This window comes from Streptomyces sp. NPDC097981 (genome assembly GCF_040302565.1).
In the GTDB taxonomy this organism is placed as follows: Bacteria; Actinomycetota; Actinomycetes; order Streptomycetales; family Streptomycetaceae; genus Streptomyces.
Genome location: NZ_JBEORW010000036.1, coordinates 62,874 through 88,506, shown reverse-complemented (window position 1 = coordinate 88,506; position 25,633 = coordinate 62,874). Strand labels below are relative to the sequence as shown.

Here is a 25,633-nt window from a genome sequence, read left to right as displayed (position 1 = left end):
CGACCGGGTCCGGGAGTTCCCGGCGGCAGAGCGCATCCCGATGGCCGAGGACACCGTCTTCGACCTGGCCTCGCTGACCAAGCTGTTCACCTCGGCGCGTCAGACCGCGGCGGGCGAGAGGCGTTCCGGCCGCTCCGAGTGTTCGAGGCGCTCCAGCCGCTCCAGCCGTATCCGGCTCTCCTCGTCGAGCGGCACCATCGTCACCAGGCGCGGGCCGGCCGCGGGCCCGAGCCACAGGTTGGTGTGCTCCAGGTGCAGCAGGCCGACGTGCGCGTTGCGGATGTACTTCGTCCTGCCGCCCTGGCCGATCACCTCGTGCCGTGCCCACACCTCCCGGAACTCCGCCGACTCCGCCTCCAGCCGCGCCAGCAGTGCCTTCCAGGCCGGCTCGGCGAGGTGCTCCGCCATCGCCGCCCGGAACTTGGCCGCGATCGTACGGTTCACCTCGGCGACGTCGACCATCGACGCCCGCCAGTCCGCGTTGGTGAACGCCAGCCACAGGCAGTTGCGGTCCTCGCGCGGCAGCGCGTCCAGGTCGCACAGCAGCCGTCCGTACGTCGCGTTGTAGGCGAGGATGTCGTACCGGCTGTTCTGGACGCAGGCGGGGATCGGCCCGAGCTGGTCGAGCATCGCGCGCAGCGCCGGGGTCACGCTCGGGCAGGTCGAGTGCGGGGTCGGATCGAGGGTGCCGGCCAGCGCGAAGAGGTGTCTGCGCTCGGTGCCGTCCAGCAGCAGGGCGCGCGCCAGGGCGTCCAGGACCTGCGGGGAGACCTGGATCTCGCGGGCCTGCTCCAGCCAGGTGTACCAGGTGACACCGACGGCGGAGAGCTGGGCGACCTCCTCGCGGCGCAGCCCCGGCGTGCGCCGCCGGCGCCCGCGCGGCAGCCCCACCTGCTCTGGGGTGATCCGCTCGCGGCGGCTGCGCAGGAAGTCGGCCAGCTCGTGCCGGCGTACGTCGCTCTCCGGTGCCACAGTGGTCATGGAACCAGGGTGCCGCACCCCGCATCCCGTTGCCAGGTAGTCCTTGTACCAGGATAAGGAGACTCTGGTACCAGGCTGAGCATGGGTAGATCGTTTCCGGTGTGAGCGAGACAACCGTAACCGTACGCACCACCCACCCCTCCCCGTTCGTATCCGCCCCCGGGCTCCCGGCGGCGATCGGCCCGCTCGGGCTCTTCACCGTGCTGCTGGGCGCGGCCCTGCCCCTGATCGACTTCTTCATCGTCAACGTGGCGCTGCCCGCCATCGACAGCGACCTGGCGGCCGGCCCCGCCACGCTGGAACTGATCGTCGGCGGCTACGGCGTCGCCTACGCCGTGCTGCTCGTACTCGGCGGCCGCCTCGGCGACATGGCCGGACGGCGCCGGCTCTTCCTGATCGGCATGGCCGCGTTCGGTCTCACCTCGCTCGGCTGCGGACTGGCGCCCACCGCCTGGACCCTGGTCGCGGCGCGGGTGGCCCAGGGTGCCGCGTCCGCCCTGATGCTGCCGCAGGTGCTGGCCACCATCCAGGCGACCACCCAAGGGCCCCGCCGGGCCCGGGCGATGAGCCTGTACGGGGCCACAGCCGGGCTGTCCATGGTCGCCGGGCAGATCCTGGGCGGTGTCCTGGTGGCCGCCGACGTCGCCGGCTCCGGCTGGCGCTCGGTGTTCCTGGTCAACGTGCCGGTCGTGGTCCTCGGCCTGGTGCTCGGCGCCCGGGCCGTTCCCGAGACCCGCTCGGACCGGCCGGCCTCGGTCGACGTGCCTGGGACGCTGCTGCTGGCCCTGTCCCTGGTGTCCCTGCTGCTGCCGCTGACCGAGGGCCGGGCCGCCGGCTGGCCGGTGTGGACGTGGATCTCGCTCGGGATCTTCCCGTTCGCCGCGGCGGCCTTCTACCTGACCGAGCGCCGCGCCGACCGGCTCGGACGCACCCCGCTGGTGCCGCCGAGCCTGCTGCGCCTGCAGTCGCTGCGGCGGGGCCTGGCCATGGTGGTGCCGTTCTCGATCGGCTTCAGCGGATTCATGTTCGTCATCGCCGTGGTGCTGCAACAGGGCCTGCGCATGGGGCCGGTGGCGGCGGGGCTCGCGCTCGTACCGATGGCGCTGGCCTTCTTCGCGGCCTCGCTCGCCGGGCCGCGGCTGGTCGGGCGGTTCGGCAGCCGGGTCGTCACCGCGGGCGGCGTCCTCCAGGCCGCGGGCGTCGTCCTGATCCTCCTCGCGGTCCTTCGCGGCTGGTCGGACCTCGGGCTCGCCGCACTCGCCCCGGGCGTGGCCGTCGCCGGGCTCGGACAGGGCCTCCAACTGCCCGTGCTGATCCGGCTGATGCTCTCGGACGTACCCGCCGACCGGGCCGGCGTGGGCAGCGGGGTCGTGATCACCACCCAGCAGTCCGCGCTCGCCCTCGGCGTCGCGACCCTGGGCAGCCTCTTCCTCGCACTCGCCCCGTTGATGGGCATGCGGGACGCACTCGCCGTCACCCTGCTGGTCCAGCTGGGCATGATCGTCCTGACGGTGCTGCTGAGCCTGCGCCTGCCGCGCGTCGTGGGGTGAGCCGTGCGCCGCGCCCCGGCCGGGGGCGGCCGGGGACTCAGCGCACGACGGAGCGGGCGATGCGGAAGCCCACGTCCTCGACCCGGAACGTCGGGTGGCTGCGGCGGCGCGCGGAGGCCCGGCAGCTCCAGTGCTCGTCGAACCACCCGCCGCCGCGCAGCACCCGGTAGCTTCCGTAGACCTCGGCGTCGTAGACGTCCCAGCACCAGTCCCAGACGTTGCCGAGCATGTCGTACAGACCCCACGCGTTGGGCTGCTTGCCGCCCACGGTGTGGATGCGCTCGTCCGAATTGCCGCGATACCAGGCGATGTCGTCGAGCGGGCCGTACCGGGGCCCGGCCGTACCGGCGCGGCAGGCGTGCTCCCACTCGGCCTCGGTCGGCAGCCGGTATCCGTCGGCGGAGGTGTCCCAGTCGATGCGCACGCCCTCGCGGTCCTCACCGCTCTCGCCGTCCAGACGGTAGGCCGGCGCCAGCCCGTCGCGCTCGGACAGGGCGTTGCAGAACCGCACCGCGTCCCACCAGGAGACGCCCTCGACGGGCAGCCGGTCCCCACGGGAGGTGCTCGGCCGCCGGCCGGTGACCTCCGCGTACAGCGCCTGCGTGACCGGGAAGGCCGCCAGCTCGCAGGCCTCGATCCCGACGGACCAACTGCGCCGCGTCCGCCGGTCCGACAGGGTGACCTCCCCGGGCGCGATGGCGGTCAACTCGTGTGCTGCACCGGTGTCCATGGGCAGGTGATCTTACCGGCGGGCTGCCCCGGGGCGAGCGTGCGGCCCGCCCGATGCCGCGCCCCCGCGCCGGGACGGGCTGTCACAGGACACGTCCACTCCCGTACAGTCCGTGATGCCAACGCTCTGTCAGGGACCAGGACCAGCGGTCGAACAGGAGAAGACCCGTGGCCACCGAAGCCGGCTTCGACCCCCGCCCGCACACTGCCCGCACGGGCCGGCCGGTCCCCGAGCCGGACCCCGCCCTCGTGGAGCGGTGGCGCTCCGACGGAGCCGAACTGGTCGATCTGCTGGCGCTGGTGCGCGGGCAACTCGGCGGCGTCGCCGCGTTCCGCCTCGGGCCGGGCCCCACCGTCCTGGTCACGGACCCCCTGGCGGTCCAGCACGTGCTGGCCCTGCACCCGGACCGGTACGTCAAACGCTCCCACCGTGCCCGCCTGCTGATCGGCGACGGCGTACTCGCCGCCACCGGCGAGGCCTGGAAGAGCCAACGGCGGCTGCTGCAGTCCCAGTTCACCGGAACAGGGATGCGCCGCTACGAGCAGCGGATCACGGACGCCGCCCGTATCACCGCCGAGCGCTGGGCCGGGTACGCCCGGACCGGGCAGACGTTCGACGTAGGCCTGGAGATGCGCCGCTTCGCCCTGGACACCATCTGGCGCTCCCTGACCGGACACCCCCTCGACACCGCCACCGAGCGCGAACTCTGCGCCGTCGCCGCGGTCGTGGCCGTACTGCCGACCCTGCCGGCCGACTCCGGCGACGCCCGGGAGGCCGTCGCCGCGGACCTCGCCAGGATCGACGCCGTCGCGCACCACGCCATCGAGGCCGCCCGCGGCGGCCCGGGCCCCGAGGGGCCGGGCCTCCTGCACCTCCTGCTCGATGCGGCCGCCGAGCGCCCCGAGTACACCGACCGCCTGATCCGCGACGAACTGGTCACCCTGCTCGTCGCCGGCCACGAGACCACCGCCACCACCCTGACCTGGCTCTACCTGCTGCTGGACCGCCACCCCGAGGCCCGGGAGGAGGCCCTCGCCGCGGGCGCACCCGGCTCGGCCGGGCGCCGCCGGGCCGTCCAGGCCCTGGTCCACGAGACGCTCCGGCTCTACCCGTCCGCCTGGATCCTGCCGCGGTACGCCGCCGAGGACGACGTCGTGGCCGGTTACGCCGTCGAAGCGGGCTCCGACGTGGTGGTCTGCCCCTACCTCACGCACCGCGACCCCGAACTGTGGCCGGACCCCGAGCGGTTCGACCCCCGGCGCTTCACCGCCCCCGAGGGCCGCCCCACCCACCCCGGCTCCTACCTCCCGTTCGGCATCGGCCCCCGTGCCTGCCTCGGCCTCCAGTTCGCCCTGCGCGAGTCGACCGTCCTCCTCGAACACCTGCTGCCCGCCCACACCCCAGTCTTCCGGTCCGTGCCCGCCAAGGCCGCGTACAGCATCACGGTCCGCCCCGACGGCCCCACCCCGGCGACCCTGACCGCCTAGCGGCAGCGCCGACGACCTTTACGGAGGGTGGTCCGGTCCGGTCCCGGTCTGGTGTGAAGCAGTGAATCAGTGCTTCAATCCTTCCATGCCCTACCGTCGCCCCCCTGCCGTACAGGCCCGGCTCGACGCCCGGCGCGACCGGGTGCTCGAAGCCGCCGTCCACCTGCTCTCGCGCGAGGGGTACGGCGGATGCTCGGTCGCCGCCATCGCGGCCGAAGCCGGGATCTCCACCGGCAGCGTGTACCAGTCGTTCTCCGGCAAGTCCGAACTGGCCGCCGCACTCTTCCGGACCCTGGTGGCCCGGGAGCTGGACGCCGTGGCCGCCGCGACGAACCGCCCGGGCGGCGCGGCGCAGCGGGTGGCCGCCGCCGTCGAGACCTTCGCGTACCGGGCGCTGCAAGCACCGCGCAGGGCCTACGCCCTGCTGGCCGAGCCCGCCGACCCCGCCGTCGACGCCGAACGCCTCGTCTTCCGGCGGGCCTTCCGCGACGTGTACGCCGAACAGATCGCCGCGGGCGTCGCAGTCGGGGAACTGCCCGCCCAGTCGCCCGAGTTGACGGCCGCCGCGCTGGTCGGCGCGATCGCCGAGGCCCTCGTCGGGCCGCTGGCCGACGGCGACGCGGCCCCGGGCGACATCATCCCCGGCCTGATCACCTTCACCCTGCGTGCCCTTGGAGGACACGATGCCGCAGACGCATGAGGTCACCAACCAGGTACCGCCGCACCACGGATACGATGCGGCCGCCGACCCGGCCCTGCTGGAGGCGGTCGCCCGCGAGGGCGCCGCCTGGGCGGTTCCCGACATCCACCGTCTCGGCGCCCTCGCCGGCTCCGAACAGGCTGCGGAGTGGGGCCGCGTGGCCAACGAGAACCCGCCCGTGCTGCGCACCCACGACCGCTACGGCCACCGGATCGACGAGGTGGAGTTCCACCCGTACTGGCACGAGCTGATGGGCACCGCCGTCTCCCACGGGCTGCACGCCGCGCCCTGGGCGGACGACCGGCCCGGGGCCCATGTCGCGCGGGCCGCGAAGTTCCACGTCTGGGGCCAGGTCGAGGCGGGCCACACCTGCCCGGTGTCCATGACGTACGCCGCCGTACCCGCGCTGCGCGCGACCCCGGAACTCGCCGCATGGCTGCAGCCGCTGCTCGCCTCCCGCAGCTACGATTTCGGACTCCGCCGGCCGGACACCAAGCAGGGCCTGATCGCGGGCATGTCGATGACCGAGAAGCAGGGCGGCTCCGACGTACGCGCCAACACCACGACGGCGGTCCCGGCCCCTGACGGCACCTACCGGCTGACCGGCCACAAGTGGTTCACCTCCGCGCCCATGTCGGACGTCTTCCTGACGCTGGCGCAGGCCCCGGGAGGACTGACCTGCTTCCTGCTGCCGCGGGTGCTGCCGGACGGCAGCCGCAACCGCCTGTTGCTCCAGCGCCTCAAGGACAAGCTCGGCAACCGGTCCAACGCCTCCGCCGAGATCGAGTACGACGAGGCCTTCGGCTGGCTGGTGGGGGAGGAGGGGCGCGGCGTCGCGACCATCATCGAGATGGTCAACATGACCCGCCTCGACTGCGTGCTCGGCGGGGCGTCCGGGATGCGCCTCGGCGTCATCCGCGCCGTCCACCACGCCACCCACCGGCGGGCGTTCGGCAAGGCCCTGATCGACCAGCCCCTGATGCGCAACGTCCTCGCCGACCTCGCCCTCGAATCCGAGGCGGCGACCGCCGTCGCCTTGCGCCTCGCGGGCGCCACGGACCGGGTCGTCCGGGGCGACCGGGACGAGGCGCTGCTGCGCCGGCTGGGGCTCGCCGTCACCAAGTACTGGGTCTGCAAGCGCGCCCCCGGGCACGCCGCCGAAGCCCTCGAATGCCTGGGCGGCAACGGCTACATCGAGGACTCCGGCATGCCCCGCCTCTACCGGGAGGCCCCGCTCTCGTCGATCTGGGAGGGCTCCGGCAACGTCGCCGCCCTGGACTCGCTGCGCGCCATGGCCCGGCAGCCCGGGACAGTCGAGGCCTTCTTCGAGGAGGTGGGGCAGGCGGCGGGCGCCGACCGGCATCTGGACGCGGCGGTGGCCGGGCTCCACAAGCAGCTGGCGGACCCGGCCGAGGCGGAGTACCGGGCCCGCCGGCTCACCGAGACGATGGCCCTGGTCTTCCAGGCGTCGCTGCTGCTGCGCCACGCCCCGGGGGCGGTCGCCGAGGCCTTCTGCGCCTCCCGGCTGGGCGGCGGGCAGGGGGGCGCGTACGGCACTCTCCCGACGGGCGTGGACACCGAGGCGATCCTGTCCCGGGCCCGGACCGCACAGGTCTGACCCGCCCGTCACGCCGCGGCGCGGTGCCTGCCGGCCAGGCGGACACGGCGCCGCGGTCGTGCCCGGCACCTCACGCTCCGCCGCGTGCCGCGCCGTGCCTTCCGCTCCGCCCTGTGCCGCGTGCCTCGCGCCGGGGCTTGTGCCTTGCGCCGTGCCGCGCTCCGCGCCGTGGCTTGTGTCTTGCGCCGCGCCGTGCCGCGCTCCGCGCTCGGCCCTGTGCCGCGTGCCTCGCGCCGCGTCGTGGCTTATGCGCTCCGCCCTGTGCCCCGCGGCCCCGTCATGCACCGCGCCCGTGCCGAAGTCGCGCCCCGGCCGCCGTCACGCCCCGTCGCTCAGCGGCCGTGCCGCTCCCGGTCAGGCGCGGCGCCGCCGCCGGGTCCGCAGGGCCACGTATCCGCTGAGCCCGCCCAGCGCGACACACAGCGGGGAGTACAGCGCCAGGTCCCAGTGCCGGAACTCGGCCGGCGCGGACCCCAGGCCCAGCCCCGAAGCCGCCAGTCCGCCGAGACCGCGCGCGGCGAGCACACCGGACACCGTCCACAGTCCGGCCCGTGCCACCCGGGACCGGGCGAACCGGGTCGTCGGCCGGGCGCCGGTCACCACCAGACCTGCGGCGGCGCCCAGCAGCCCCGCCACGGCGAGCGTCAGCGGGCCGGACGGCAGCTGAGCCTCTTCCACGCCGACCACCACGGCCGCGAATTCGGCCCGCGAGGCGAGCGGCCAAGGGGAGAACACCCACACCGCGTGCAAGGCCCCTGCCGCGAGCAGTCCGCCGGCCGCGGCCACCGCCGCACCGCGCACCGCGGCGCCCGCCGGCTCCGTAGGGAGCTCCGCCGTCTCGTCGTCCGCCGCACCGAACCACCTGGCCATACCGCTGATGGCGCTCATCGCGCACCCCTCTCCCCAGTTCCATACACCTCTGTATGGATGTTCCATACAGTACTGTACGGAACATGGCCAAGGGGAGAGTCACCAAGGACGACTGGACGATGGCGGCGCTCCGCGCGCTGGCCCGGGGCGGGCTCCCGGCGGTGGCGGTCGACGTGCTCGCCCGGGAACTCGCGGTCTCGCGCGGCAGTTTCTACTGGCATTTCGAGAACCGGGAGGCTCTGCTCGTCGCGGCCCTGGAGGCGTGGGAGCGGCACGCCACTGCGGAGGTCATCACCGCCGTCCGGGAAGAGGGGGATGCCTGGACGCGGGCGCGGATGCTGTTCGCCGTCGCGCTCGGCACCGAGGAGATAGCCGGGCTGGAGCCGGCGCTCGTCGCGCACACCGCCCATCCGGCGGTCGCCGAGGTGGTGGCCCGGGTCACCCGGACCCGGCTCGACTTCCTGACGGAGATCTTCGGCGGACTGGGTTTCGGGCCGCAGGAGGCCCGCCATCGCGCCCTGTCCGGGTACGCCGCCTACCTCGGCTGGCTGGAACTGCGCCGGACCGCCTCCGACACGGCCCCCGAGGCGCTGCCGGAGGGCCCGGGTGCACAGGCCGCGCTGGACCACCTCATCGGCATGATCCTGGCCCCTCCGCCGGCGCCGCCCTCGCAGGACACCGGTCCCGCACCGGCCTGAGGCCGGCGACCGGCTCGGCCGCCGGCCGCCATGACGAGGGTGATCCGCGCAGTCGAGCGGTCGATGAGCATGAACGCGTGGAAGGTGCCGTGCACGCGACCCCGGTCGTGAATCGCGTCGACGCCGAGTGCGCGCAGGCGGTGGATCCCGTCGGCCATCGCCGAACGGCCCGGGCCCCTCGGGCAGTACGCCGCCACCTGCAGGGCCGTCCCGGCACGGGTCATGCCCGACCAGTGCCGCAAGCAGACCCCTGTCGCCGCCCTGCTCCGCAGGAAGCCGGAACTGCTTGACGTCGGCCCATCGAAAGCCGTGCTTCCTCGCCCGGGAGTCGCCTGGCTAGGAGTCGGACGGGGGGCGCCCTGCCGGCGCATCGGGCATGTCAGACGAGGCCGGACCCTGCGGGGGTTGCGTGATGCGGCGTACCGCCTCCACCACCGCGGCGCGGTGCCGGGCGAGGTGTTCGGGGGCCCACGCGGTGCCCGAGTCGCCCGCCGCCGGGCCGCCCACCGCACCGAACCAGGCCTGGGACAGGCTCAGCACCAGGGTGAGGACGTCGGCGGGGTCCGTCGAGGCGTCGATGTGACCCGCCTTCTGTGCCTCCTCCACCACCGCGATCTTGCCGCGGTACGACTCCGCCTCGGCGTCCGTGCTGCCGGGCCGCTCCAGTTGCTTCCACAGCACGAGCCGCATCAGGGACGGCTGTGCGACGAGGTGGTCGAAGACGGCGCCCGCGTACCCGGGCAGGTCCCCGGCGTCGAAGGGGACGGACTCCGAACCCGTCTCCAGCGCCCGCTGGAGCACGGCGTCGAAGAGCTGCTCCTTGTTGCCGTAGTAGACGTAGATGAGCCGCTTGTTCGCCTGCGCGGCCTCGGCGATGCGGTCGACCCGCGCGCCGGCGATGCCGTACGCGGCGAATTCGGAGAAGGCCGCGTCGAGCAGGCGTGCCTTGGTCGCGCTGGAATCCCGTGCCATGGGGCGCAGCCTAGCAAGTAACTATCCGGTTATTGACATGCGCTGCGAGGAGGGTGCATAGTCAAACTATCCAGTTAGTTACTTAGGGAGCAGCATCATGGAGAACGGCATGGAAATCCGCGCACTGGGAGGTCAGGGCCTTGAGGTCGGCGCCGAGGGCCTCGGCCTGATGGGCATGAGCGCCCACTACGGAGCCACCGACGAGACCGAGTCGCTCGCCACCATCGACCGTGCGCTGGAGCTGGGCGTCACCCTGCTCGACACCGCCGAGGGCTACGGCCCGTTCCTGAACGAACAGCTCCTCGGCAAGGCGCTCGCCGGCCGCCGCGATGCCGCCGTGATCGCCACGAAGACGGGTGTCGAGTTCACCGACGACGGAGCGTTCCGCGGCCACAACGGGACCCCCGAGTACATCCGCCGCTCGGCCGACCGCTCCCTGCGCCACCTCGGCACCGACCACATCGACCTGTACTACCTGCACCGCGTCGACCCGGACGTCCCGATCGAGGAGAGCGTCGGTGCCATGGCCGAGCTAGTCGCCGCCGGCAAGGTCCGCCACATCGGCCTGAGCGAGGCCGCGCCCGCCACCATCGCCCGCGCCCACGCCGTGCACCCGCTCGCCGCGGTGCAGACCGAATACAGCCTCTTCGAGCGCGGCATCGAGTACGACGGCGTCCTCGACACCCTGCGCGGGCTCGGCATCGGTCTCGTTGCGTACTCGCCGCTCGGCCGGGGGTTCCTGTCGGGTGCGATCACCACGCCGGACGATTTCGCGGCGGACGACTTCCGCCGCACGGACCCCCGTTTCCAGGGCGAGAACTTCGGCCGCAACCTGGCCGTCGTCGACCAGGTGCGCCGTCTCGCCGCGGAGAAGGGCGTCACCCCCTCGCAGCTGGCCCTGGCCTGGACGCTGCGTCAGGGCGCCGTGCCGATCCCGGGCACGAAGCGCCGCCGCTACCTGGAGGAGAACATCGCCGCCACTGCCGTGACGATCACGGACGCGGACCTGGCCGCCATCGATGCGGTCGCCCCGCACGGGGTGGTCGCGGGCGACCGCTACGCTCCCGAGCTGATGAAGTCCCTGAACGGCTGACGGGCTGACCTGCTGACCGACCTGCCTCCCGGCGAGCCTGGCCGGCTGCCACGGAATCGCGCCGCACGGCAACCGGCACGGCCGCTCCGTACGTCTCCGCCCCCGACGGCGCGAAGCCGCAGAGCGACAAGGGGGGCCGGCCATGAGGCGCGGACGCAGCAGCAGGGCGATGCTCGGAGCAGTCGCGGCACTGGCGGCACTGGCGGTGTCGGCGTGCTCGCCGGAGGAGGTGCCCGGCGGCGGACCGGGGTCCGGCGCGGTGTCCCCGCCGTCCGGCCCGTCCGGTACGCCGCGGCCGACGGCCGTTCCCACCGGGACCCCGGGAAGTGGCCTGCCGAGTCCCCGGCCCTCCGGTGCGCCGGCGGGGGAACCCGTCGTACGCACCGGAGTGCCGTGGAACCTCGACCGCCTCGACCAGCGCAACCGCCCGCTCGACGGGAAGTTCACCACGCGCGCGGACGGCAGGGGAGTACACGTGTACGTGATCGACACCGGGCTGGAGGTGAAGCACGCGGAGTTCGGCGGCCGGGCGGTCCTCGGCGCCGACTTCGTCGGGGATCCGGACGCCGGTGACTGCTTCGACGGCGGCGGACTGGGCCACGGCACCTTCGTCGCGGGCATCATCGGCGGCAGTACGTACGGCGTCGCCCCGAAGGCGGGCATCGTGCGCGTCCAGGGAATCGCCTGCGAGGAGGGCAGCGGCCCCCACGCCAAGGACGTCTCCCCGGGCACGGCGTCGGAGGACTCCGTCGTCAAGGCCGTGGAGTGGGTGACCGCCCACGCCCAGCGCCCGGCCGTGGTGAACATGTCGCTCAACCTCAAGAACCGCTCCACGGCCCTCGACACCGCGGTCCAGCACATGGTCGAGTCGGGGATCACCGCGGTTGTCGCCGCCGGCAATTTCAACGACGACGCCTGCGGCCATTCCCCGGCCGGCGCCCACGGCGCCATCGTGGTCGCCGCCGCGACCGCCGCCGACCGCCACTGGACCGACACGGACGGATTCGGCTCCGGTCACGGCAGCTGCGTGGACCTGTACGCCCCCGCCGAGAAGATCACCTCCGCACTCGCGGGCGGCGCCACCGCGACCAGCGACTCCGCCGCCACCTCGTGGGCCGCCCCGCACGTCACCGGCGTCGCCGCTCTCTATCTCTCCGCGCACCCGGGTGCGACGCCCGCCCAGGTCCGCGCCTGGATCACCGGACAGGCCGTACGCGACGTCCTGACCGGGGTCCCTGCGGACACCCCGAACCGGCTGCTCCACACCGGAGGCCTGTGACGCCTCCAGCCCGCCCTGGGCCGTCTACCTGCGCGGGTCCACGGGTGTGAAGACCCCGAGCCGGTCCTCTACCGCCTGGGCTGCGTCCAGGCACAGGTCCTCGCGGAACGCCCGCCCGATGATCTGGACCCCGCACGGGAGCCCGTCGGACACCCCCGTCGGCACGGCCACGGCGGGTACGCCCACGAAGCTGGTCACCGAGCACAGGCGCATGCCCGCCCCGACCCGGTCCCGGCCCGCCCGGTCGCGCGACTCCAGCCCCGGCTCGACCGGCGGCTCGGTGAACGTCGGGCCGAGCAGCAGCGGGTACTCGTGCAGGAACTCGGTCCATGAGCGGCGGACGCCCAGCCAGGTGCCCATCAGCCGCACCAGCTCGTCCGCGCTCGCGGGCGGGGTCTGCTCCATCATCATCGCGATGTACCGGTCCCCGCCCTCACCGAGCAGCGTGCGCACCACCGGCCAGCTCGGGGCGAACTCGGTCACGGCGATCCGGCCGTAGGCGTCGAGGGCCTCGGCCATGCGCGGTACGTCCGCCACCTCGCGTACGTCGTAGCCGGCATCGCGCAGCGCGCCGGCCGCGGCCTCCACGGCCGCGCGCACCGCGGGGTGGACGCCCTGCCCGCCGGGGTCCGCCACCACGGCGACCTTCACCGGCCCGGGCAGCGGTTCCCCGTAGAGGGGCACCGGCACGGCCCGCGGGTCGCGCGGATCGGTGCCGGCCAGCACCTCGTACGCCAGCCGCAGGTCGCCCACCGACCGCGCCATCGGCCCGTCGGTGACGAGCATCTGGGACGCCGGGCCGGGGTCGTCCGGGCCGAGCACGCGCTGGTCCGCCGGGAAGCGGCCCGTGGACGGCTTCAGCCCCGCCACCCCGCAGAACTGGGCCGGGACGCGTACCGATCCGCCCGAGTCGTTGCCGAGCCCGAGCGCCGCCATGCCCGTGGCGACGGCCACCGCATCGCCCCCGCTGGTGCCGCCCGGGGTCCGGCTGCGGTCCCACGGGTTGACCGTGTCGCCGAACAGCTCGCTGCGCGTGTGCATCCCGGCCAGGACCAGAGTCGGCATGTTCGAGTGCCCGATCGGAATGGCCCCTGCCGCGCGCAGCCGGGCCACCGGGAGCGCGTCGGCCGGGGCCACCAGATCACGGAAGCGCGGGGTGCCGAAGGTGGTCGGGACGCCCTCGACGGCGGTGGTCTCCTTCACCGTGAACGGCACGCCCGCGAGCGGCCCCAGTGCCGCGCCCGCCGCCCGCAGCCGATCGGTGTGTGCCGCGGCCGCGCGGGCGCGCCCCGCGAGGAGCTGAGTGACAGCGTTCACCTGCGGGTTGACCTCGGCGATGCGCTCCAGGTGGCTGTCGATCAGCTCCAGTGCCGAGACGTCCGCGCGGCGCACGGCCCCCGCCTGCGCGGCGGCCGTCATCTTCCACAAGGGATCCAGCATGGTGTGAACCCTCTCCCCTCCATGTTCCGATGCACTTGCATCGGAACATTAACCCGGGAGCCGATGCGGCCGCATCGAATAAGCTCGGCGGTGCATGACAGGCGCGCGGCGCACCAGGCTGCGCAGCGGGCGGGAGGAGACCGGGCATGCCCAGGCAGGTCGATCACGAGGGCCGACGCCGCCTCATCGCCGAGGCCGTCTGCCGCCTCGCCGACGAGAGCGGGCTCGAAGGCGTGACCCTGCGCGACGTCGCCGCCCGCGCCCAGGTGTCGATGGGCGCCGTGCAACGGTGCTTCCGCACCAAGGACGAGATGCTCGTCTTCGCCCTCGGGTACGTCGGCGAGCGCATCGGCGAGCGGGTGCGCGCCCGGCTCGTCAGGAGTCCGGCCCAGTCGGCCGGCACCGCCCTCGGGCACGCGGCCACCGAGATCTCGCTGCTGCGCGAGGAGCACCGGGCCGAGGCGAGGGTCTGGCTGGCCTTCGTCGCGCAAGCGGCGGTCAGCGCACCGCTCGCCGGGATGCTCAAGGCGAACTACGCTGCCCTGCAGGAGTCGTTCACGCAGCTCATGGCGGAGGCGGCGGACGATGCCGGCCGCAGCGGGGCCCTCGATCCGCAACGCGAGGCCCGTGCCCTCCTCGCCCTCGCGGACGGCCTCACGACGCACGTCCTCATCGGCCACCTCACCCCGCACCAGGCGCAGGACGTCCTCCACGCACACCTGGACGGCCTCTGGACGCACTCCGGGTGACGGTCGTCGCGGATGCGGGAAGCCCTCCGGCGCGCCGTGCCCGCGGTGCACCCTCCGCGCTCTAATGTCGCCGCATGGCTGACATGTTCGATCACAATCCGCAGGTGTGGACCGCCGGCCGGCTCCGCGAGGTGCTGGCGGCGCTGCCCGACGAGACGCCGATCCACATCGGGGTCGCGGACGGCCCCGGGGACTTCGAGGGCTACGGGGAGTACGTCCTCGTGGACGCCGAGCCGGTCGAGGTGGACCTCGACGGAGAGGGCGACCATGACGGCGAGCCGGGCCCGCGGGTCCATTTCACGCTGTTCGCCGACGCCGCGGCCGGGGCCTACCACCTCGACCTGGACTGACCTTCCCGAGTGCGTTGCCCCGTCCGTCTCCCGTACGGGGCCTGTTCACGTCCGGTCGGCGGCCATGAGGAACTCCGCGACCAGGCTGTTCGTCTGCGCCGGCGCCGCGGTGGGCAGCGCGTAGTGGGTGAGGTGCGGGAGCGTCTCGATCCGGGCGTGCGGTACGGCCTTGCGGGCGCGGGCCGCCACCTTCCGCGGATCATGGGCGCCGCTGCGGCCGGCCAGGAGGACCAGCAGCGGGGCGCTCAGCGTCCTCGGGTCCGGGCGGCGGCCGACGACCAGCCGGCGGTGCGTGACATCCGTGGCCGCCAGGACGAAGAGCCGCTTCCAGTCCGGGTCGGTGTCCGTGCCTGCCGTCTCGCGGTCGAGGTAGCCGTGCACGCGGGCCGCTGTCGGGCGCACCAGCACGGGCAGTGAGCGCAGCAGGAAACCGGGGCGGTGGCCGGCGAAGCACTGCGTCGGGTCGAGGAGGACCAGCCGGTCGACCCGCTGCGCCGCGTGCAGGGCGTACGTCAGAGCGATCCAGGCGCCGTACGAGTGCCCCAGCAGGCTGACGCGCGGGATGCCGAGGCCGTCGAGGAGGGCGTCCAGCCAGGCCATCAGGTCGGCGGTGGTGCGCAGAGGGAGGCCCGCGCGGACGCTGCGGCCGGCGTCGCCGAGGATGTCGACGGCCAGCACCCGGTGGTGCGCACCGAGCGCTGCGGCGTTGGCGAACCAGACGGCGCCGGTGGAGCCGCCACCGTGCAGGAGGAGAAGCGGAGGGGCCTCGGCGGGCCCGTACGCGTGGACGCGGGTCGTGCCGTACGGGGTCGGGACGTCGATCTCGGCGGTGCCGGCCGGCCAGCGGGCGAGCAGCGCATCGTAGGCGGCGAAGAACTCTTGGGATGCGGACACGGAAGGCCCCCTGGACGTCGTCTCGTTGACCGATTATCTCGCTCGGCGAGATACTAGTCGAGTGAGTGATGACGACACCCCCGCCATGCGGCTGGTCCACCTCCTGCGCGCGGTCACGGTGGAATTCCATCTGCGCGGCTCCGAGTTCGCCGCGCGCAACGGCCTGCACCCGACCGACCTGCGCGCCTTGATCCGGCTGCTCGACGCCGACCGGGCGGGGGACACCGTCACCCCGGGGCGGCTCGGTGAGGCCTTGAATCTCAACTCGGCTGGCACCACTGCCCTGCTCGACCGGCTGGAACGGCCGGGCCTGGTGCGCCGCGTCCGCGACGAACGCGACCGGCGCCGGGTGCTGTTGGTGGTGGAGCAGAAGGCCGTCGAGCTCGGCTGGTCCTTCTTCGGCCCGCTCATCGGCGGCCTGGTCGATGCGGCCGGGGACTTCTCCCCGGATGAACTCGACGTCGTACAGCGCTATTTGACCGCGGCCCTGCACGCGGCGGCGCCCGCCGAACCGCCGACGGGCCCCGGACCCCGCCCGTAGGCGAGCAGCGCCTATGCGCGTTCGAGCAGGGCGATTCCGAGATCGCTGGCCGTGTAGTGGACCTCACGGCGGTAGCGGTGGCTCGTCACCAGGCCGGCGTCGCGCAGCACGGCAAGGTGCTGGGAGACCGCCCCCAGGCTCAGGCCCGTGTGGGCGGCGAGCTGTGTCGTCGTGCTCGGCGAGCTCGTGTGGCCGAGGAGCCGGGCCCGGCTGCGGCCCAGCAGGCGGCCGAGCCCATCGCCCGCGGCGGCGCGCCGCTCCCACAGGGTCCCGACGGCCCGCGCGGGGTAGACGGGGGCGGGTGGTGTCGCCCCGGATCCGGGCAGCAGCCGGCAGCGCGTCGCGAACGCCGTCGGCGCCAGGGTGATGCCGGAGCCGCCCAAATCGGCGGCCGACGCCACGCCGTTCGAGGCAGGCCTGCTCGTCATGTTCGAGTACCTGGGCTTCCTGCTCATCGGTCTCCCGGCCGGCGCCTGGGTGGACCGGGTCCGCAGCCGCCCCGTGATGATCGCCGCCGCGCTGTGCCGCGCGGGCCTGCTGGGGGCGGTCCCCGCGGCCTACTGGCTGGACGTGCTGACGCTGCCTCAGCTGTACGCCGTGGCTTTCGGCGTATCGGTGTGCGCGGTGTTCTTCGACGTGGCCCACCAGAGCCTGCTGCCCCGGCTGGTGCCCGACGGGCAGTTGGTGGAGGCCAACGTCAAGCTGGAGGCCACCCGCAACGTCGCCCAGGTCGGCGGGCCGGGCCTGGGAGGAGCCCTGGTGGGCGCGCTGACCGCGCCCGTGGCGCTCGCGGTCGACGCGCTCGGCTTCCTGGTCTCGGCCCTCCTCCTGGCGCGGATCCGCGGCACGGAGGCCGCGCCGGAGCCCGCCCCCGGGGCGCGGCTGCGGTCCGAGATCGCCGAGGGGCTGCGCTTCGTCTTCGGCAACGCGCTGCTGCGGGCCGTCACCCTCACCGCGGCGGTCTCCAACCTCTGCGGCACGATCTGCGCGTCCATGCTGGTGGTCCTCCTCAACCGCGAGCTCGGACTGTCTCCGTTCGTGTGCGGCATCGTGTTCACCGCGGAGGCCGTGGGGGGCCTGCTCGGCAGCCTGCTCACGACGCGGATCGCCGCGAGGATCGGGCAGGGGCAGGCCATGCGCGCATCGGTGATCGCCGGGTCGGTGCTGTGGCTGCTGGCGCTGCCGATGTACCAGGCCGATGGGCGGTTCACCGTGGCGGTCGTCCTCCAGGGCCTGGGGTGGCTGGTTTTCACGACGTTCAAGATCAACTCGGTTGCGTTCCGGCAGCGGATCTGCCCGAAGCCGTTGCTGGGCCGGATGACGGCCTCGGTCCGGTTCGTGATCTGGGGCGCGATGCCGGTCGGCGCGCTCATCGGCAGCGCCCTGGGCCAGGGCCTCGGTGTCCGGCAGGCGATGTGGGTCGGGGCCGCGGGTGAACTCCTCGCGGTGGTCCCGCTCTTGTGCTCGCCGCTGCGGACGATGCGCGAACTGCCCGCCGAGCCCGCTGAGCCCGCCGAGTCGAGCGCATGAGGCGGCGGTCGCCCCGGCCGGAAACGCCCGGCCCGGTGCGGGCCCGGTGTGAGACCCGTGCCGTGGAGACGATCACCACGGACATGGCGCACCGCCTGGCCGGGGTGCCGGGTGTGGTCGGAGTGCTGCCCGGGGGCAGCCGGGCCCGCGGAGAGCACCGGCCCGAATCGGACGGGGACCTCGGCGTCTGCCACCGGGGCGATCTCGACCTTGTTCGCCGCGGACCGCCGCTGGTGCCTGAACGAGAAGGGCGCGCCGGCTGTCGCCGAGATGCTGCCGGGCGCGCCCTCGGGCTTCGGGCGGCGCGTCCGCGACCTGCTCGGGGCGCCCGGCGCCACGGCCGAGGCGCTGACGGCCACGGTGGCCGGGGCACGGGCCCTGGCCGCCCGCGCCGCGCTGTGAGCCGGGCGCTGCACCGTCCGGCCGCCGCACGCCGCCGCACCGTCCGCCTGCCGCCGCACCGTCCGCCCGCAGCGGGTCGCGGAGCTGCGGAAATCCGATTGCCGGGCTCCGTGGCGGCTGACAGGGTCTGGGCTCATGCCTACCTTCACCGCCCCTGACGGAACCGAACTCGCCCACCACGTCCTCGGGGACGGGCCCCCTCTGGTCTGCCTCCCCGGAGGGCCGATGCGGGACTCCGCCTACCTCGGCGAGCTCGGCGGGCTCCGTGCGCACCGGCGGCTGATCATGCTGGATCTCCGGGGCACCGGCCGGTCACGGACGCCCGCCGACACCACGTCCTACCGCTGTGACCGGCAGGTCGAGGACGTCGAGGCCCTGCGCGAGCACCTCGGCCTCGACCGGATGGACCTGCTCGCCCACTCGGCCGGCGCGAATCTGGCCGCCCTGTACGCCGCCCGCCATCCCGAGCGCGTCGGCAAGCTCGTCCTGCTCACGCCGAGCGTCATGGCCGTCGGCATCACGATCGCGGGAGAGACCCGCCTGGAGACCGCGCGGCTGCGCCGGGACGAGCCCTGGTACCCGCAGGCGTACGCGGCCCTGGAGGCCGTCGTCGCCGGCCGGGCGGGCGCGGACGCCCGGGAGGCGATCGCACCGTTCTTCCACGGCCGCTGGGACGACGCGGCCCGCGCCTTCGAGGCCGCCGACGAGGTGCAGAAGAACGGCGAGGCCACGGCCGCCTACGCCGGCGAAGGCGCCTTCGACCCGGCCGCGACCCGCGCGGCACTCGCCCGGTTCGAGGCTCCCGTGCTCGTGCTCGCGGGCGAGTTCGACGTGTCGGCACCGCAGACCGCCCTGGCCGAGTACGCCGGGCTGTTCCCGCACGCCCGGCTGGCCGTCCAGCCCGGGGCCGGCCACTCTCCGTGGCTCGACGACCCCGAGCGGTTCCTGGCGGTCACCACGGCGTTCCTGGGCTGAGGGCCGCGCCGGGGGAGGGGGCCTCGAACGGCCGCCGGGAAGCCGTGCCGAAGGCGGCGTAGCCTGGTCTGACCGCCGTATCCGCCTGTGACCAGGGAGGCGGGCATGACCGATCCGTACGGCTTCCTCAGGACCCCCCGCAGTCCCGTCCCCTCGCGGCCCGCGGACGAGCGGCTCGGCGACTGGCGGGAGGTGCACGCCGGGCAGACTCTGCTGCCGCTGGTGTCCGAGCAGGCGAACCGCTGCATGGACTGCGGCGTCCCGTTCTGCCACGGCGGGTGCCCGCTGGGCAACCTCATCCCCGAGTGGAACGCGTACGCCGCGCACGGCGACTGGTGCAGCGCGTCCGAGCGGCTGCACGCCACCAACAACTTCCCCGAGTTCACCGGCCGGCTCTGCCCTGCCCCGTGCGAGGACGCCTGCGTACTGGCGATCAACGCCGACCCGGTGACCATCAAGAACGTCGAGCAGACCATCGCCGACCAGGCCTGGGAGCTCGGGTACACCCCGCCGGTGCCGCCGGGCCGGCTCAGCGGGCAGTCCGTCGCCGTCATCGGCTCCGGTCCGGCAGGGCTCGCCGCGGCCCAGCAGCTGACCCGGGCCGGGCACACCGTCGTCGTCTACGAGCGGGCCGACCGCATCGGCGGTCTGCTCCGCTACGGCATCCCCGCGTTCAAGATGGAGAAGACGCACCTGGACCGGCGGATCGCCCAGATGCGGGCCGAAGGCACGGTCTTCCGCACGGACGCAGACATCGGCGGCCGCGTGGACGCGGCCGGACTCCGCCGGCGCCATGACGCGGTCGTCGTCGCCGTCGGAGCCGCGGAGCGCCGCGAACTGGCCGCGCCGGGCCGCGGACTGCGTGGCATCCACCAGGCCATGGACTATCTGATCTGCGCCAACCGGGTCGGCGAGGGCGACCGTTCGGAGCCCGGGATCACGGCCGAGGGCCGACACGTGGTGATCGTCGGCGGCGGGGACACCGGCTCCGACTGCCTGGGCACCGCCCTGCGGCAGGGAGCGCTGTCGGTGCTCCAGCTCGACATCCGCCCCGAGCCGGGCGCCGACCGGCCCGACGCGGAGCCCTGGCCGCTGGTGCACCCGCAGGTGTACCGGATCTCCCACGCCCACGAGGAGGCACGCGGACGGCACGGCACCGATCCTCGGCTCTTCTCCAGCGCGACCGTGCACTTCGAAGGCGGTGCGGACGGCCGGGTACGGGCCCTGCACCTGACCGCGGTGGAGCCCGCGGCGAGGCGGCCGATGCCGGGTACCGAGCGGGTGATCGAGACCGGGCTGGTCCTGCTCGCGCTCGGGTTCTCCGGCCCCGAGCGGGAGAGCGGGCTCGGCGAACAGCTGGGGCTCACCCGGGATGGCCGGGGCAACTTCGCACGGGACGCGGACTTCGCGGCCATCGGCGAGCCACCGCCGTCGGGCGGCCCGCCGTCGGGCGGGGCGGCACCGCGCGTCAAGGTGCCGCCGTGGGCCGAGGCGCCGACGGCGGGCGCGCCCCCGGCGTGGGGCAGGCCGCCGGAACGGCCCTCCCTCCGCAGGCCCGACGGGGTCTTCGTGGCGGGCGACGCGGGGCGCGGCCAGTCGCTTGTGGTGTGGGCCATCGCGGAGGGCAGGGCGGCGGCCGCCGCCGTGGACCGCTACCTCACCGGTTCGACGGCCCTGCCCGCCCCCGTCGGCGCCCACGACCGGCCGCTGTCCGCATGACCGGCCCCTCCCGGAACCGGACCCGGCGCCGCCGTTTCGCCGGACGCGGCTCCGGCCGGGCCCGCGGGGCTGCACAATCGTGGTGTGACTGCTGAAGATCGTTTCCTGTGGCTGGAAGACGTCGAGGGCGAAGCCGCCCTGGCCTGGGTGGGGGAGCGGAACGCGGAGACCGCCGAGGCCCTCACCGGCGACCCGCGTTTCGAGGCGCTGCGCGATGAGCTGCGCGAGGTCCTCGACGACGCCGACCGCATTCCGTACACGGTGCGCCGCGCGGCGCACCTCTACAACTTCTGGCGGGACGCGGACCGGCCGAAGGGCGTGTGGCGGCGCACGACGCTGGAGCAGTACCGCAAGGACGACCCCGCCTGGGAGGTGCTCCTCGACATCGACGCCCTCGCGGCGCAGGAGGGCGAGGAGTGGGTGTGGGCCGGCGCCCGGGTGCGGTACCCGGACTACGGGCGGGCGCTGGTCCAGCTGTCCCGGGACGGCTCCGACGCCGTGGTGGTCCGCGAGTTCGACCTCGGGGACCGGGCCTTCGTCGAGGGCGGCTTCGAGGTCCCGGAAGCGAAGACCCGGATCGGCTGGATCGACGAGGACACCGTCTTCCTCGGCACCGACTCCGGACCGGGATCGCTGACCGCCTCCGGCTATCCCCGCACGGTCCGCCGCTGGCGCCGGGGCACCGATCCGGCCGACGCCGAGGTCGTCTTCGAGGCCGAGGCCGGCGACGTGTCCGCCACCGGCTGGCGCGACGCGACCCCCGGCCACGAGCGCGACTTCGTTTCCCGCGCCACCGACTTCTTCCACAACGAGCTCCACCTGCTCGCCGACGGCGACCGGCTCGTCAAGGTCGACGTGCCGGACGACGCCGGCAAGTACGCGTACCGGCAGTGGCTGATCGTCACCCCGAAGACACCGTGGCTCGGACATGAGGCCGGCTCGCTCCTCGCCTTCGACTTCGACGCGTTCCTCGCCGGGGACCGCACCGCGCACGTGCTGTTCGCGCCGGATGGGCGCACGGCGCTGGCCGGGCACAGCTGGACCCGCCACCACCTGATCCTGGAGACGCTGGCCGACGTCGCCACCCGCATCGAGGTCCTCACCCCGGGCCCGGACGGCTGGAGCCGCCGGCCGCTGGCGGACGTGCCGGCGCTGTCCTCGGCTATGGTCACCGACACCGACCCGGACGTCAGCGACGAGTACTTCCTCGACATCGACGGCTTCCTCCAGCCTTCCACCCTCGCCCACGGGCACATCGGCGCCGGCTCCGAGCCGCTCAAGCAGGCCCCCGCCCGCTTCGACGCCCGCGGGCTGTCGGTGCGGCAGTTCTTCGCGACCTCCGCCGACGGCACGCAGGTCCCGTACTTCGTCGTCGGCCCCGCCGGCCAGGACCGGCCGGGCCCCGCGCTGCTCTACGGGTACGGCGGCTTCCGGGACCAGCAGACCCCGGGCTACAACGCGCTGACCGGCCGGGCGTGGCTGGCCCGCGGTGGCACGTACGCGGTCGCCAACATCCGCGGCGGCGCCGAATACGGTCCCGCCTGGCACCAGGCCGCCCTCGGCGCGAACCGGGTGCGGGCCTTCGAGGACTTCGCCGCCGTCGCCGCCGACCTCACCGCCCGGGGCATCACCACCCCCGGCCGGCTCGGCATCACCGGCGCCAGCAACGGCGGCCTGCTCATGGGCGCCATGCTCGTCGGCCACCCGGAGCTCTTCGGCGCGGTCGTCGCCAAGGTGCCCCTCCTGGACATGCTCCGCTACCACCGCCTGCTCGCCGGGGCTTCCTGGGTCGCCGAGTACGGGGACCCCGACAGCGAAGCCGACCGGCCCCACCTCGAAGCCCTCTCCCCGTACCACAACCTCTCCGCGGACCGGCCGTACCCGCCCCTGCTCCTGATGACCTCCACCCGCGACGACCGCGTCCACCCCGGCCACGCCCGCAAGACGGCCGCCCGGCTGCGGGAACTGGGCCACCGGGTGCTCTTCCACGAGAACACCGGCGGCGGCCACGGCGGAGCCAGCGACAACGAACAGGCCGCCGCCAACCACGCGCTCGCGTACACCTTCCTGTGGCAGCACCTGGGGGCGGGCACGGCGTGACGCGGAACAGGAGGTGACGGGGCACGGGAAACAAATGCGCACCTGACGGACTCGCCGCTCGCGGTCGGCGCGACGGGCGCGGTCGAACTCGTTCCGCTCGTGGTCTTCGGCCTGTACGGCGGGGCCCTCGCCGACGCCCTCGACCGGCGGTGGCTGATCCTGCTGAGCGAGGCCGGGCTCGGGGTGCTGGCACTCGTACTGCTCGTGAACTTTGCACCCGGCTGCCCCCGGCGCCGCCGTCGCCCGACGCGGAACGGCCCTCGCTGCGCGGGATCGCCGAGGCGCCCGGCATGGACGCGGCATTCGTCGGCCGCGTACTTTGGCCGCTTGCCGATCGGGGAGGCGGATGAGCGTGCAGGGTGAGGTCGACATGGCCCGCAGTCGGGTGTTCGGTGAGGTGGCTGAGCTCTACGATGCCGCTCGCCCGGGATATTCGGACGCTCTGGTTGCGGAGGTGCTGGCGTACGCGGCCTTGGGCGACCGTGCGGCGGTGGAGGTCGGAGCGGGCACAGGCAAGGCCACGATGCCGTTCGCAGCCACGGGCACGCCGCTGGTGTGCATCGAGCCCGATCCGCGCATGGCAGAGGTGCTGCGCCGCAACACCGTGAACCATCCCGGGGTGCGGGTTCATGCCGGCGCTTTCGAGGACTGGCAGCCGGACGGCCGCGGCTACGGGCTGGTCTTCGCCGCCACGTCCTGGCATTGGACGGATCCGGAGCGGCGTTGGGATCTGGTGCACGCCGCCCTTGCCCCGGGCGGCGCGGTGGCGTTGTTCTGGAACCCGCAGGGCGTCCGTGACGGGGAGTTGCATGCTGCCCTGGCCGGGGTCGACCGCCGCCACGGGATGGCCGGTGCACCGCACGGCGAGCCAGCGTCCTCCTACGGCGAGGTACCCGGGGACTGGGCCGGTCAGCCCGGCTGGCCCGAGGACGAGTGCCGCCGCGACGGGCGCTTCACGGATCTGCGCGCCGTCCGGTACCGGCAGGATCAGCACTACGACACCGACCACTACGTGGGATACCTGGCCTCGCTCTCGCGCTATCGCGTCCTGTCCTCCGACCGGCGCGAGCAGATTCTCGCCGAGACCGCTCAGGTCCTGAACGACCACGGCGGCGGCATCGACATGGCCCTGTTCAGCGACCTCTTCCTCGCCCGGGTGCGGTGAGCGGCCGGCCCCGTTCCTCGCAGGTTGGGCTGGGTGGGGCCAAGAACCTCGGTCGCGAGGGCCGTGCGGGCCTGTCGCTCGACCAGGCAGAAGATCAGCAACCGCCTCGGTGCTGACACTGAGCTGCCGGGCCACCGAACTGGCCGCCCGCGGCAGCAAGCCGTCCGGCTCGACCTCGGCGCAGGCCGGCACGATCCGCGCTCTCAACGCCAGAGCCTGCAGCGTCGATTGAGCCCGTACCCACCCACCGAGCACCTGCCGCTCATCCTCCGGCAACGCCAGTTCAGCCGCACCGCCCACGCCCCGCTCACCCGCCGTCTGTGGGCCACGGCGGTGGTCTTCCCGGCCGTTCGGGGGACGCATGGGCTGTCACCGGCGGCTTCCTGCCGAGTAAGGGCATCATTCGTTCCGCGTATGAGGCGCTTACACCGCCCTTTTCCAAGGACGACAGCAGGGCAGGGACCGACGGTCCGGCCCTGTCACAGACGAGGAGTAGTCGCATGCTCATGCAGGCAGCCTGGGTTGCGCGGTGCCGGTGGGTTCCGGTGACGACGGTGGCGCTGATGGCGGGGTCGGTCGCTCTGACCGGGGCGGTCCCGGCTACGGCTGCGGCATTCCAGACCACGGTGAACTGCAACACCAATCCCCAGGCCCTGCAGCCCGCGATCGACGGCGCCGCCACAGGGGCAGCGCTCCGGGTGACCGGACCCTGCATCGGCCCTTTCACCATCAGCCGCAACCTGACCCTGTTCGGTGTGGGGCACGCAGTCCTTGACGGCAACCAGGGTGGCTCTACCGTGACGGTCACCAACAACGCCGATGTGCGGCTGGAAGGTCTGACGATCACCAACGGCCACGGAGCCAATGGCGGCGGCCTCCTCAACATCAACAGCAGCACAGTGACGCTGAAAGAATCAGCGGTGACCTATAACACCGCAGACAACACCGGCGGCGGTATCTTCAACGAAAACGGCAGCTCGCTGACACTTGACGACTCCACGGTGCGGTACAACAACGCAACAAGCACCGGCGGCATCGACAACCGCGGTACGGCGAGGCTGAAGGGCTCCACGGTGCGCAACAACACCAGCGCGACGGACAGTGGCGGCATCTACAGCGGCGGCTCGCTGACGCTGGACCACTCCACTGTCAGCTACAACACCGCCGGCTCCCCTGGCGGGGGTGGCATCTTCAACGACGGTACGCTGACGCTGGACCACGCCACCGTGAACCGCAACACGGCTCCCTTCGGCGGCGGTATCTACAACCGTAACGTGGCGAATCTGATCCGTTCCGGGGTGAACGACAACACCGCGACCGGCGGCCCTGGCAGTGGCGGCGGCATCTTCAACGACGGCGGCACGGTGTCGCTGAACCAATCCAAGGTGCGCAGCAACACGCCGGACAACTGTGCCCCCGAGAACACCATCGGCGGCTGCACGGGCTGACCTCCCCACATCCCGCCGACGGTTCGGCTGGAACGCCGGAGCTCACCAGCGGCGGTACTTGGCCCGACCCAGCCCAACCTGCGAAGAACGGGGCTAGCCTGCCGAGCCCGTCGGCCCGGCCCCGGCCGGCGGGTTCGGGTCCGGTCGGGCCGCGGCGCCGTCGGCGGGTTCCGGACGGGGCGTCGGGGGCACGGCGTACTGGCTCTCGACGAGGTGCTCGTAGATCTCGAAGTCGACGGCCTGCCAGTGCCCCATGTCGCCGTGGACGGCCCGGAACTGGGCCGGAGTCGGACTGGTCACAGCTCTCACCTCTCCCTGCTCGCCCCCGGCCGAGGCGGACCC

Annotated in this window: 24 protein-coding genes and 2 pseudogenes; 18 read left to right on the top strand and 8 right to left on the bottom strand. The window is 73.6% G+C overall.

Annotated elements, in window-relative coordinates:
• Positions 1–99: 99 nt before the first annotated feature.
• Positions 100–981 (bottom strand): MmyB family transcriptional regulator, encoded by an 882-nt coding sequence (locus ABTY04_RS29390; protein WP_352216427.1) that lies wholly within the window; start codon positions 979–981, stop codon positions 100–102.
• 101 nt (positions 982–1,082) lie between these two features.
• On the opposite strand from ABTY04_RS29390, the gene ABTY04_RS29385 reads away from it, so the two are divergent.
• Positions 1,083–2,531 (top strand): MFS transporter, encoded by a 1,449-nt coding sequence (locus ABTY04_RS29385; RefSeq protein WP_502996743.1) that lies wholly within the window; start codon positions 1,083–1,085, stop codon positions 2,529–2,531.
• Between the two features lie 37 nt (positions 2,532–2,568).
• Here the strand turns inward: ABTY04_RS29385 and ABTY04_RS29380 are convergent, their stop codons facing one another.
• Complete coding sequence (locus ABTY04_RS29380; protein ID WP_352216426.1) at positions 2,569–3,261, bottom strand: formylglycine-generating enzyme family protein; 693 nt, start codon at positions 3,259–3,261, stop codon at positions 2,569–2,571.
• A gap of 167 nt (positions 3,262–3,428) precedes the next feature.
• Between ABTY04_RS29380 and ABTY04_RS29375 the strand changes: the two genes are divergently transcribed.
• The 3 genes from ABTY04_RS29375 to ABTY04_RS29365 all read left to right on the top strand — a co-directional run bounded on the left by ABTY04_RS29375 (position 3,429) and on the right by ABTY04_RS29365 (position 7,066).
• Complete coding sequence (locus ABTY04_RS29375) at positions 3,429–4,748, top strand: cytochrome P450 (protein WP_352216425.1); 1,320 nt, start codon at positions 3,429–3,431, stop codon at positions 4,746–4,748.
• Between the two features lie 85 nt (positions 4,749–4,833).
• Entirely contained in the window at positions 4,834–5,448 is a 615-nt protein-coding gene (locus ABTY04_RS29370) for a TetR/AcrR family transcriptional regulator (RefSeq protein ID WP_352216424.1), read from the top strand.
• On the top strand, positions 5,432–7,066 hold the full coding sequence (locus ABTY04_RS29365; RefSeq protein ID WP_352216423.1) for an isovaleryl-CoA dehydrogenase: 1,635 nt from the start codon (positions 5,432–5,434) through the stop codon (positions 7,064–7,066). Before ABTY04_RS29370 ends, ABTY04_RS29365 begins: the two co-directional genes overlap by 17 nt.
• Before the next feature lie 354 nt (positions 7,067–7,420).
• On the opposite strand, the gene ABTY04_RS29360 is transcribed toward ABTY04_RS29365, so the two are convergent.
• Positions 7,421–7,954 (bottom strand): DUF3995 domain-containing protein, encoded by a 534-nt coding sequence (locus ABTY04_RS29360; protein WP_352216422.1) that lies wholly within the window; start codon positions 7,952–7,954, stop codon positions 7,421–7,423.
• A gap of 35 nt (positions 7,955–7,989) precedes the next feature.
• Between ABTY04_RS29360 and ABTY04_RS41240 the strand changes: the two are divergent.
• A pseudogene (locus ABTY04_RS41240) lies at positions 7,990–8,178 on the top strand (helix-turn-helix domain-containing protein); the annotation flags it as partial.
• Positions 8,179–8,970: 792 nt separating this feature from the next.
• Here ABTY04_RS41240 and ABTY04_RS29350 read toward each other — a convergent pair.
• Positions 8,971–9,606, bottom strand: coding sequence for a TetR/AcrR family transcriptional regulator (locus ABTY04_RS29350; protein WP_352216420.1), 636 nt, complete (start codon positions 9,604–9,606; stop codon positions 8,971–8,973).
• Between the two features lie 109 nt (positions 9,607–9,715).
• Between ABTY04_RS29350 and ABTY04_RS29345 the strand changes: the two genes are divergently transcribed.
• Together ABTY04_RS29345 and ABTY04_RS29340 are read left to right on the top strand one after the other, a co-directional pair.
• Entirely contained in the window at positions 9,716–10,699 is a 984-nt protein-coding gene (locus ABTY04_RS29345; protein WP_352216432.1) for an aldo/keto reductase, read from the top strand.
• A 142-nt stretch (positions 10,700–10,841) separates the two neighbouring features.
• A complete protein-coding gene (locus ABTY04_RS29340) occupies positions 10,842–11,978 on the top strand; it encodes a S8 family peptidase (protein WP_352216419.1) in 1,137 nt (378 codons plus the stop codon).
• 24 nt (positions 11,979–12,002) lie between these two features.
• Here the strand turns inward: ABTY04_RS29340 and ABTY04_RS29335 are convergent, their stop codons facing one another.
• Positions 12,003–13,418: an amidase gene (locus ABTY04_RS29335; protein ID WP_352216418.1), complete on the bottom strand. Its 1,416-nt coding sequence runs from the start codon at positions 13,416–13,418 to the stop codon at positions 12,003–12,005.
• Positions 13,419–13,564: 146 nt separating this feature from the next.
• Here ABTY04_RS29335 and ABTY04_RS29330 point away from each other — a divergent pair, with 146 nt between their 5' ends.
• Together ABTY04_RS29330 and ABTY04_RS29325 are read left to right on the top strand one after the other, a co-directional pair.
• Positions 13,565–14,167 (top strand): TetR/AcrR family transcriptional regulator, encoded by a 603-nt coding sequence (locus ABTY04_RS29330; protein ID WP_352216417.1) that lies wholly within the window; start codon positions 13,565–13,567, stop codon positions 14,165–14,167.
• Positions 14,168–14,241: 74 nt separating this feature from the next.
• Entirely contained in the window at positions 14,242–14,517 is a 276-nt protein-coding gene (locus tag ABTY04_RS29325; protein ID WP_352216416.1) for a DUF6225 family protein, read from the top strand.
• A gap of 45 nt (positions 14,518–14,562) precedes the next feature.
• Here ABTY04_RS29325 and ABTY04_RS29320 read toward each other — a convergent pair whose 3' ends face one another.
• Positions 14,563–15,411 carry an alpha/beta fold hydrolase gene (locus ABTY04_RS29320; RefSeq protein ID WP_352216415.1) on the bottom strand — a complete coding sequence of 283 codons (849 nt, stop codon included), beginning with the start codon at positions 15,409–15,411 and terminating at the stop codon, positions 14,563–14,565.
• 61 nt (positions 15,412–15,472) lie between these two features.
• On the opposite strand from ABTY04_RS29320, the gene ABTY04_RS29315 reads away from it, so the two are divergent.
• Positions 15,473–15,952, top strand: a complete 480-nt coding sequence (locus ABTY04_RS29315) for a MarR family transcriptional regulator (RefSeq protein WP_502996742.1) — start codon at positions 15,473–15,475, stop codon at positions 15,950–15,952.
• A gap of 11 nt (positions 15,953–15,963) precedes the next feature.
• On the opposite strand, the gene ABTY04_RS29310 is transcribed toward ABTY04_RS29315, so the two are convergent.
• The gene (locus ABTY04_RS29310) at positions 15,964–16,380 is read right to left on the bottom strand and encodes an ArsR/SmtB family transcription factor (RefSeq protein WP_352216414.1); all 417 of its coding nucleotides are present in this window, start codon (positions 16,378–16,380) and stop codon (positions 15,964–15,966) included.
• On the opposite strand from ABTY04_RS29310, the gene ABTY04_RS29305 reads away from it, so the two are divergent.
• From ABTY04_RS29305 to ABTY04_RS29265, 8 genes and pseudogenes are all read left to right on the top strand, one after another.
• Positions 16,379–17,482 carry an MFS transporter gene (locus tag ABTY04_RS29305; protein WP_352216413.1) on the top strand — a complete coding sequence of 368 codons (1,104 nt, stop codon included), beginning with the start codon at positions 16,379–16,381 and terminating at the stop codon, positions 17,480–17,482. The genes ABTY04_RS29310 and ABTY04_RS29305 overlap by 2 nt on opposite strands.
• 210 nt (positions 17,483–17,692) lie before the next feature.
• Positions 17,693–17,884, top strand: a complete 192-nt coding sequence (locus ABTY04_RS29295; protein ID WP_352216434.1) for a hypothetical protein — start codon at positions 17,693–17,695, stop codon at positions 17,882–17,884.
• Positions 17,885–18,019: 135 nt separating this feature from the next.
• The gene (locus tag ABTY04_RS29290) at positions 18,020–18,859 is read left to right on the top strand and encodes an alpha/beta fold hydrolase (protein ID WP_352216412.1); all 840 of its coding nucleotides are present in this window, start codon (positions 18,020–18,022) and stop codon (positions 18,857–18,859) included.
• 105 nt (positions 18,860–18,964) lie between these two features.
• Positions 18,965–20,578 carry a glutamate synthase subunit beta gene (locus ABTY04_RS29285; protein WP_352216411.1) on the top strand — a complete coding sequence of 538 codons (1,614 nt, stop codon included), beginning with the start codon at positions 18,965–18,967 and terminating at the stop codon, positions 20,576–20,578.
• Between the two features lie 84 nt (positions 20,579–20,662).
• Positions 20,663–22,678: a prolyl oligopeptidase family serine peptidase gene (locus ABTY04_RS29280; protein ID WP_352216410.1), complete on the top strand. Its 2,016-nt coding sequence runs from the start codon at positions 20,663–20,665 to the stop codon at positions 22,676–22,678.
• 42 nt (positions 22,679–22,720) lie between these two features.
• Positions 22,721–22,888, top strand: a pseudogene (locus ABTY04_RS29275) (MFS transporter); the annotation flags it as partial.
• A 136-nt stretch (positions 22,889–23,024) separates the two neighbouring features.
• Entirely contained in the window at positions 23,025–23,843 is an 819-nt protein-coding gene (locus tag ABTY04_RS29270; RefSeq protein WP_352216409.1) for a class I SAM-dependent methyltransferase, read from the top strand.
• 500 nt (positions 23,844–24,343) lie between these two features.
• Positions 24,344–25,291 carry a right-handed parallel beta-helix repeat-containing protein gene (locus ABTY04_RS29265; RefSeq protein WP_352216408.1) on the top strand — a complete coding sequence of 316 codons (948 nt, stop codon included), beginning with the start codon at positions 24,344–24,346 and terminating at the stop codon, positions 25,289–25,291.
• Between the two features lie 93 nt (positions 25,292–25,384).
• Here the strand turns inward: ABTY04_RS29265 and ABTY04_RS29260 are convergent, their stop codons facing one another.
• On the bottom strand, positions 25,385–25,591 hold the full coding sequence (locus ABTY04_RS29260; RefSeq protein WP_352216407.1) for a hypothetical protein: 207 nt from the start codon (positions 25,589–25,591) through the stop codon (positions 25,385–25,387).
• Positions 25,592–25,633: the final 42 nt, after the last annotated feature.

Coding starts and splice junctions, on each gene's coding strand:
- ABTY04_RS29390 (WP_352216427.1), bottom strand. CDS start 981: ATGACCACTGTGGCACCGGAGAGCGACGTACGCCGGCACGAGCTGGCC.
- ABTY04_RS29380 (WP_352216426.1), bottom strand. CDS start 3,261: ATGGACACCGGTGCAGCACACGAGTTGACCGCCATCGCGCCCGGGGAG.
- ABTY04_RS29370 (WP_352216424.1), top strand. CDS start 4,834: ATGCCCTACCGTCGCCCCCCTGCCGTACAGGCCCGGCTCGACGCCCGG.
- ABTY04_RS29365 (WP_352216423.1), top strand. CDS start 5,432: ATGCCGCAGACGCATGAGGTCACCAACCAGGTACCGCCGCACCACGGA.
- ABTY04_RS29360 (WP_352216422.1), bottom strand. CDS start 7,954: ATGAGCGCCATCAGCGGTATGGCCAGGTGGTTCGGTGCGGCGGACGAC.
- ABTY04_RS29350 (WP_352216420.1), bottom strand. CDS start 9,606: ATGGCACGGGATTCCAGCGCGACCAAGGCACGCCTGCTCGACGCGGCC.
- ABTY04_RS29345 (WP_352216432.1), top strand. CDS start 9,716: ATGGAAATCCGCGCACTGGGAGGTCAGGGCCTTGAGGTCGGCGCCGAG.
- ABTY04_RS29340 (WP_352216419.1), top strand. CDS start 10,842: ATGAGGCGCGGACGCAGCAGCAGGGCGATGCTCGGAGCAGTCGCGGCA.
- ABTY04_RS29335 (WP_352216418.1), bottom strand. CDS start 13,418: ATGCTGGATCCCTTGTGGAAGATGACGGCCGCCGCGCAGGCGGGGGCC.
- ABTY04_RS29330 (WP_352216417.1), top strand. CDS start 13,565: ATGCCCAGGCAGGTCGATCACGAGGGCCGACGCCGCCTCATCGCCGAG.
- ABTY04_RS29325 (WP_352216416.1), top strand. CDS start 14,242: ATGGCTGACATGTTCGATCACAATCCGCAGGTGTGGACCGCCGGCCGG.
- ABTY04_RS29305 (WP_352216413.1), top strand. CDS start 16,379: ATGTTCGAGTACCTGGGCTTCCTGCTCATCGGTCTCCCGGCCGGCGCC.
- ABTY04_RS29310 (WP_352216414.1), bottom strand. CDS start 16,380: ATGACGAGCAGGCCTGCCTCGAACGGCGTGGCGTCGGCCGCCGATTTG.
- ABTY04_RS29290 (WP_352216412.1), top strand. CDS start 18,020: ATGCCTACCTTCACCGCCCCTGACGGAACCGAACTCGCCCACCACGTC.
- ABTY04_RS29285 (WP_352216411.1), top strand. CDS start 18,965: ATGACCGATCCGTACGGCTTCCTCAGGACCCCCCGCAGTCCCGTCCCC.
- ABTY04_RS29270 (WP_352216409.1), top strand. CDS start 23,025: ATGAGCGTGCAGGGTGAGGTCGACATGGCCCGCAGTCGGGTGTTCGGT.
- ABTY04_RS29265 (WP_352216408.1), top strand. CDS start 24,344: ATGCTCATGCAGGCAGCCTGGGTTGCGCGGTGCCGGTGGGTTCCGGTG.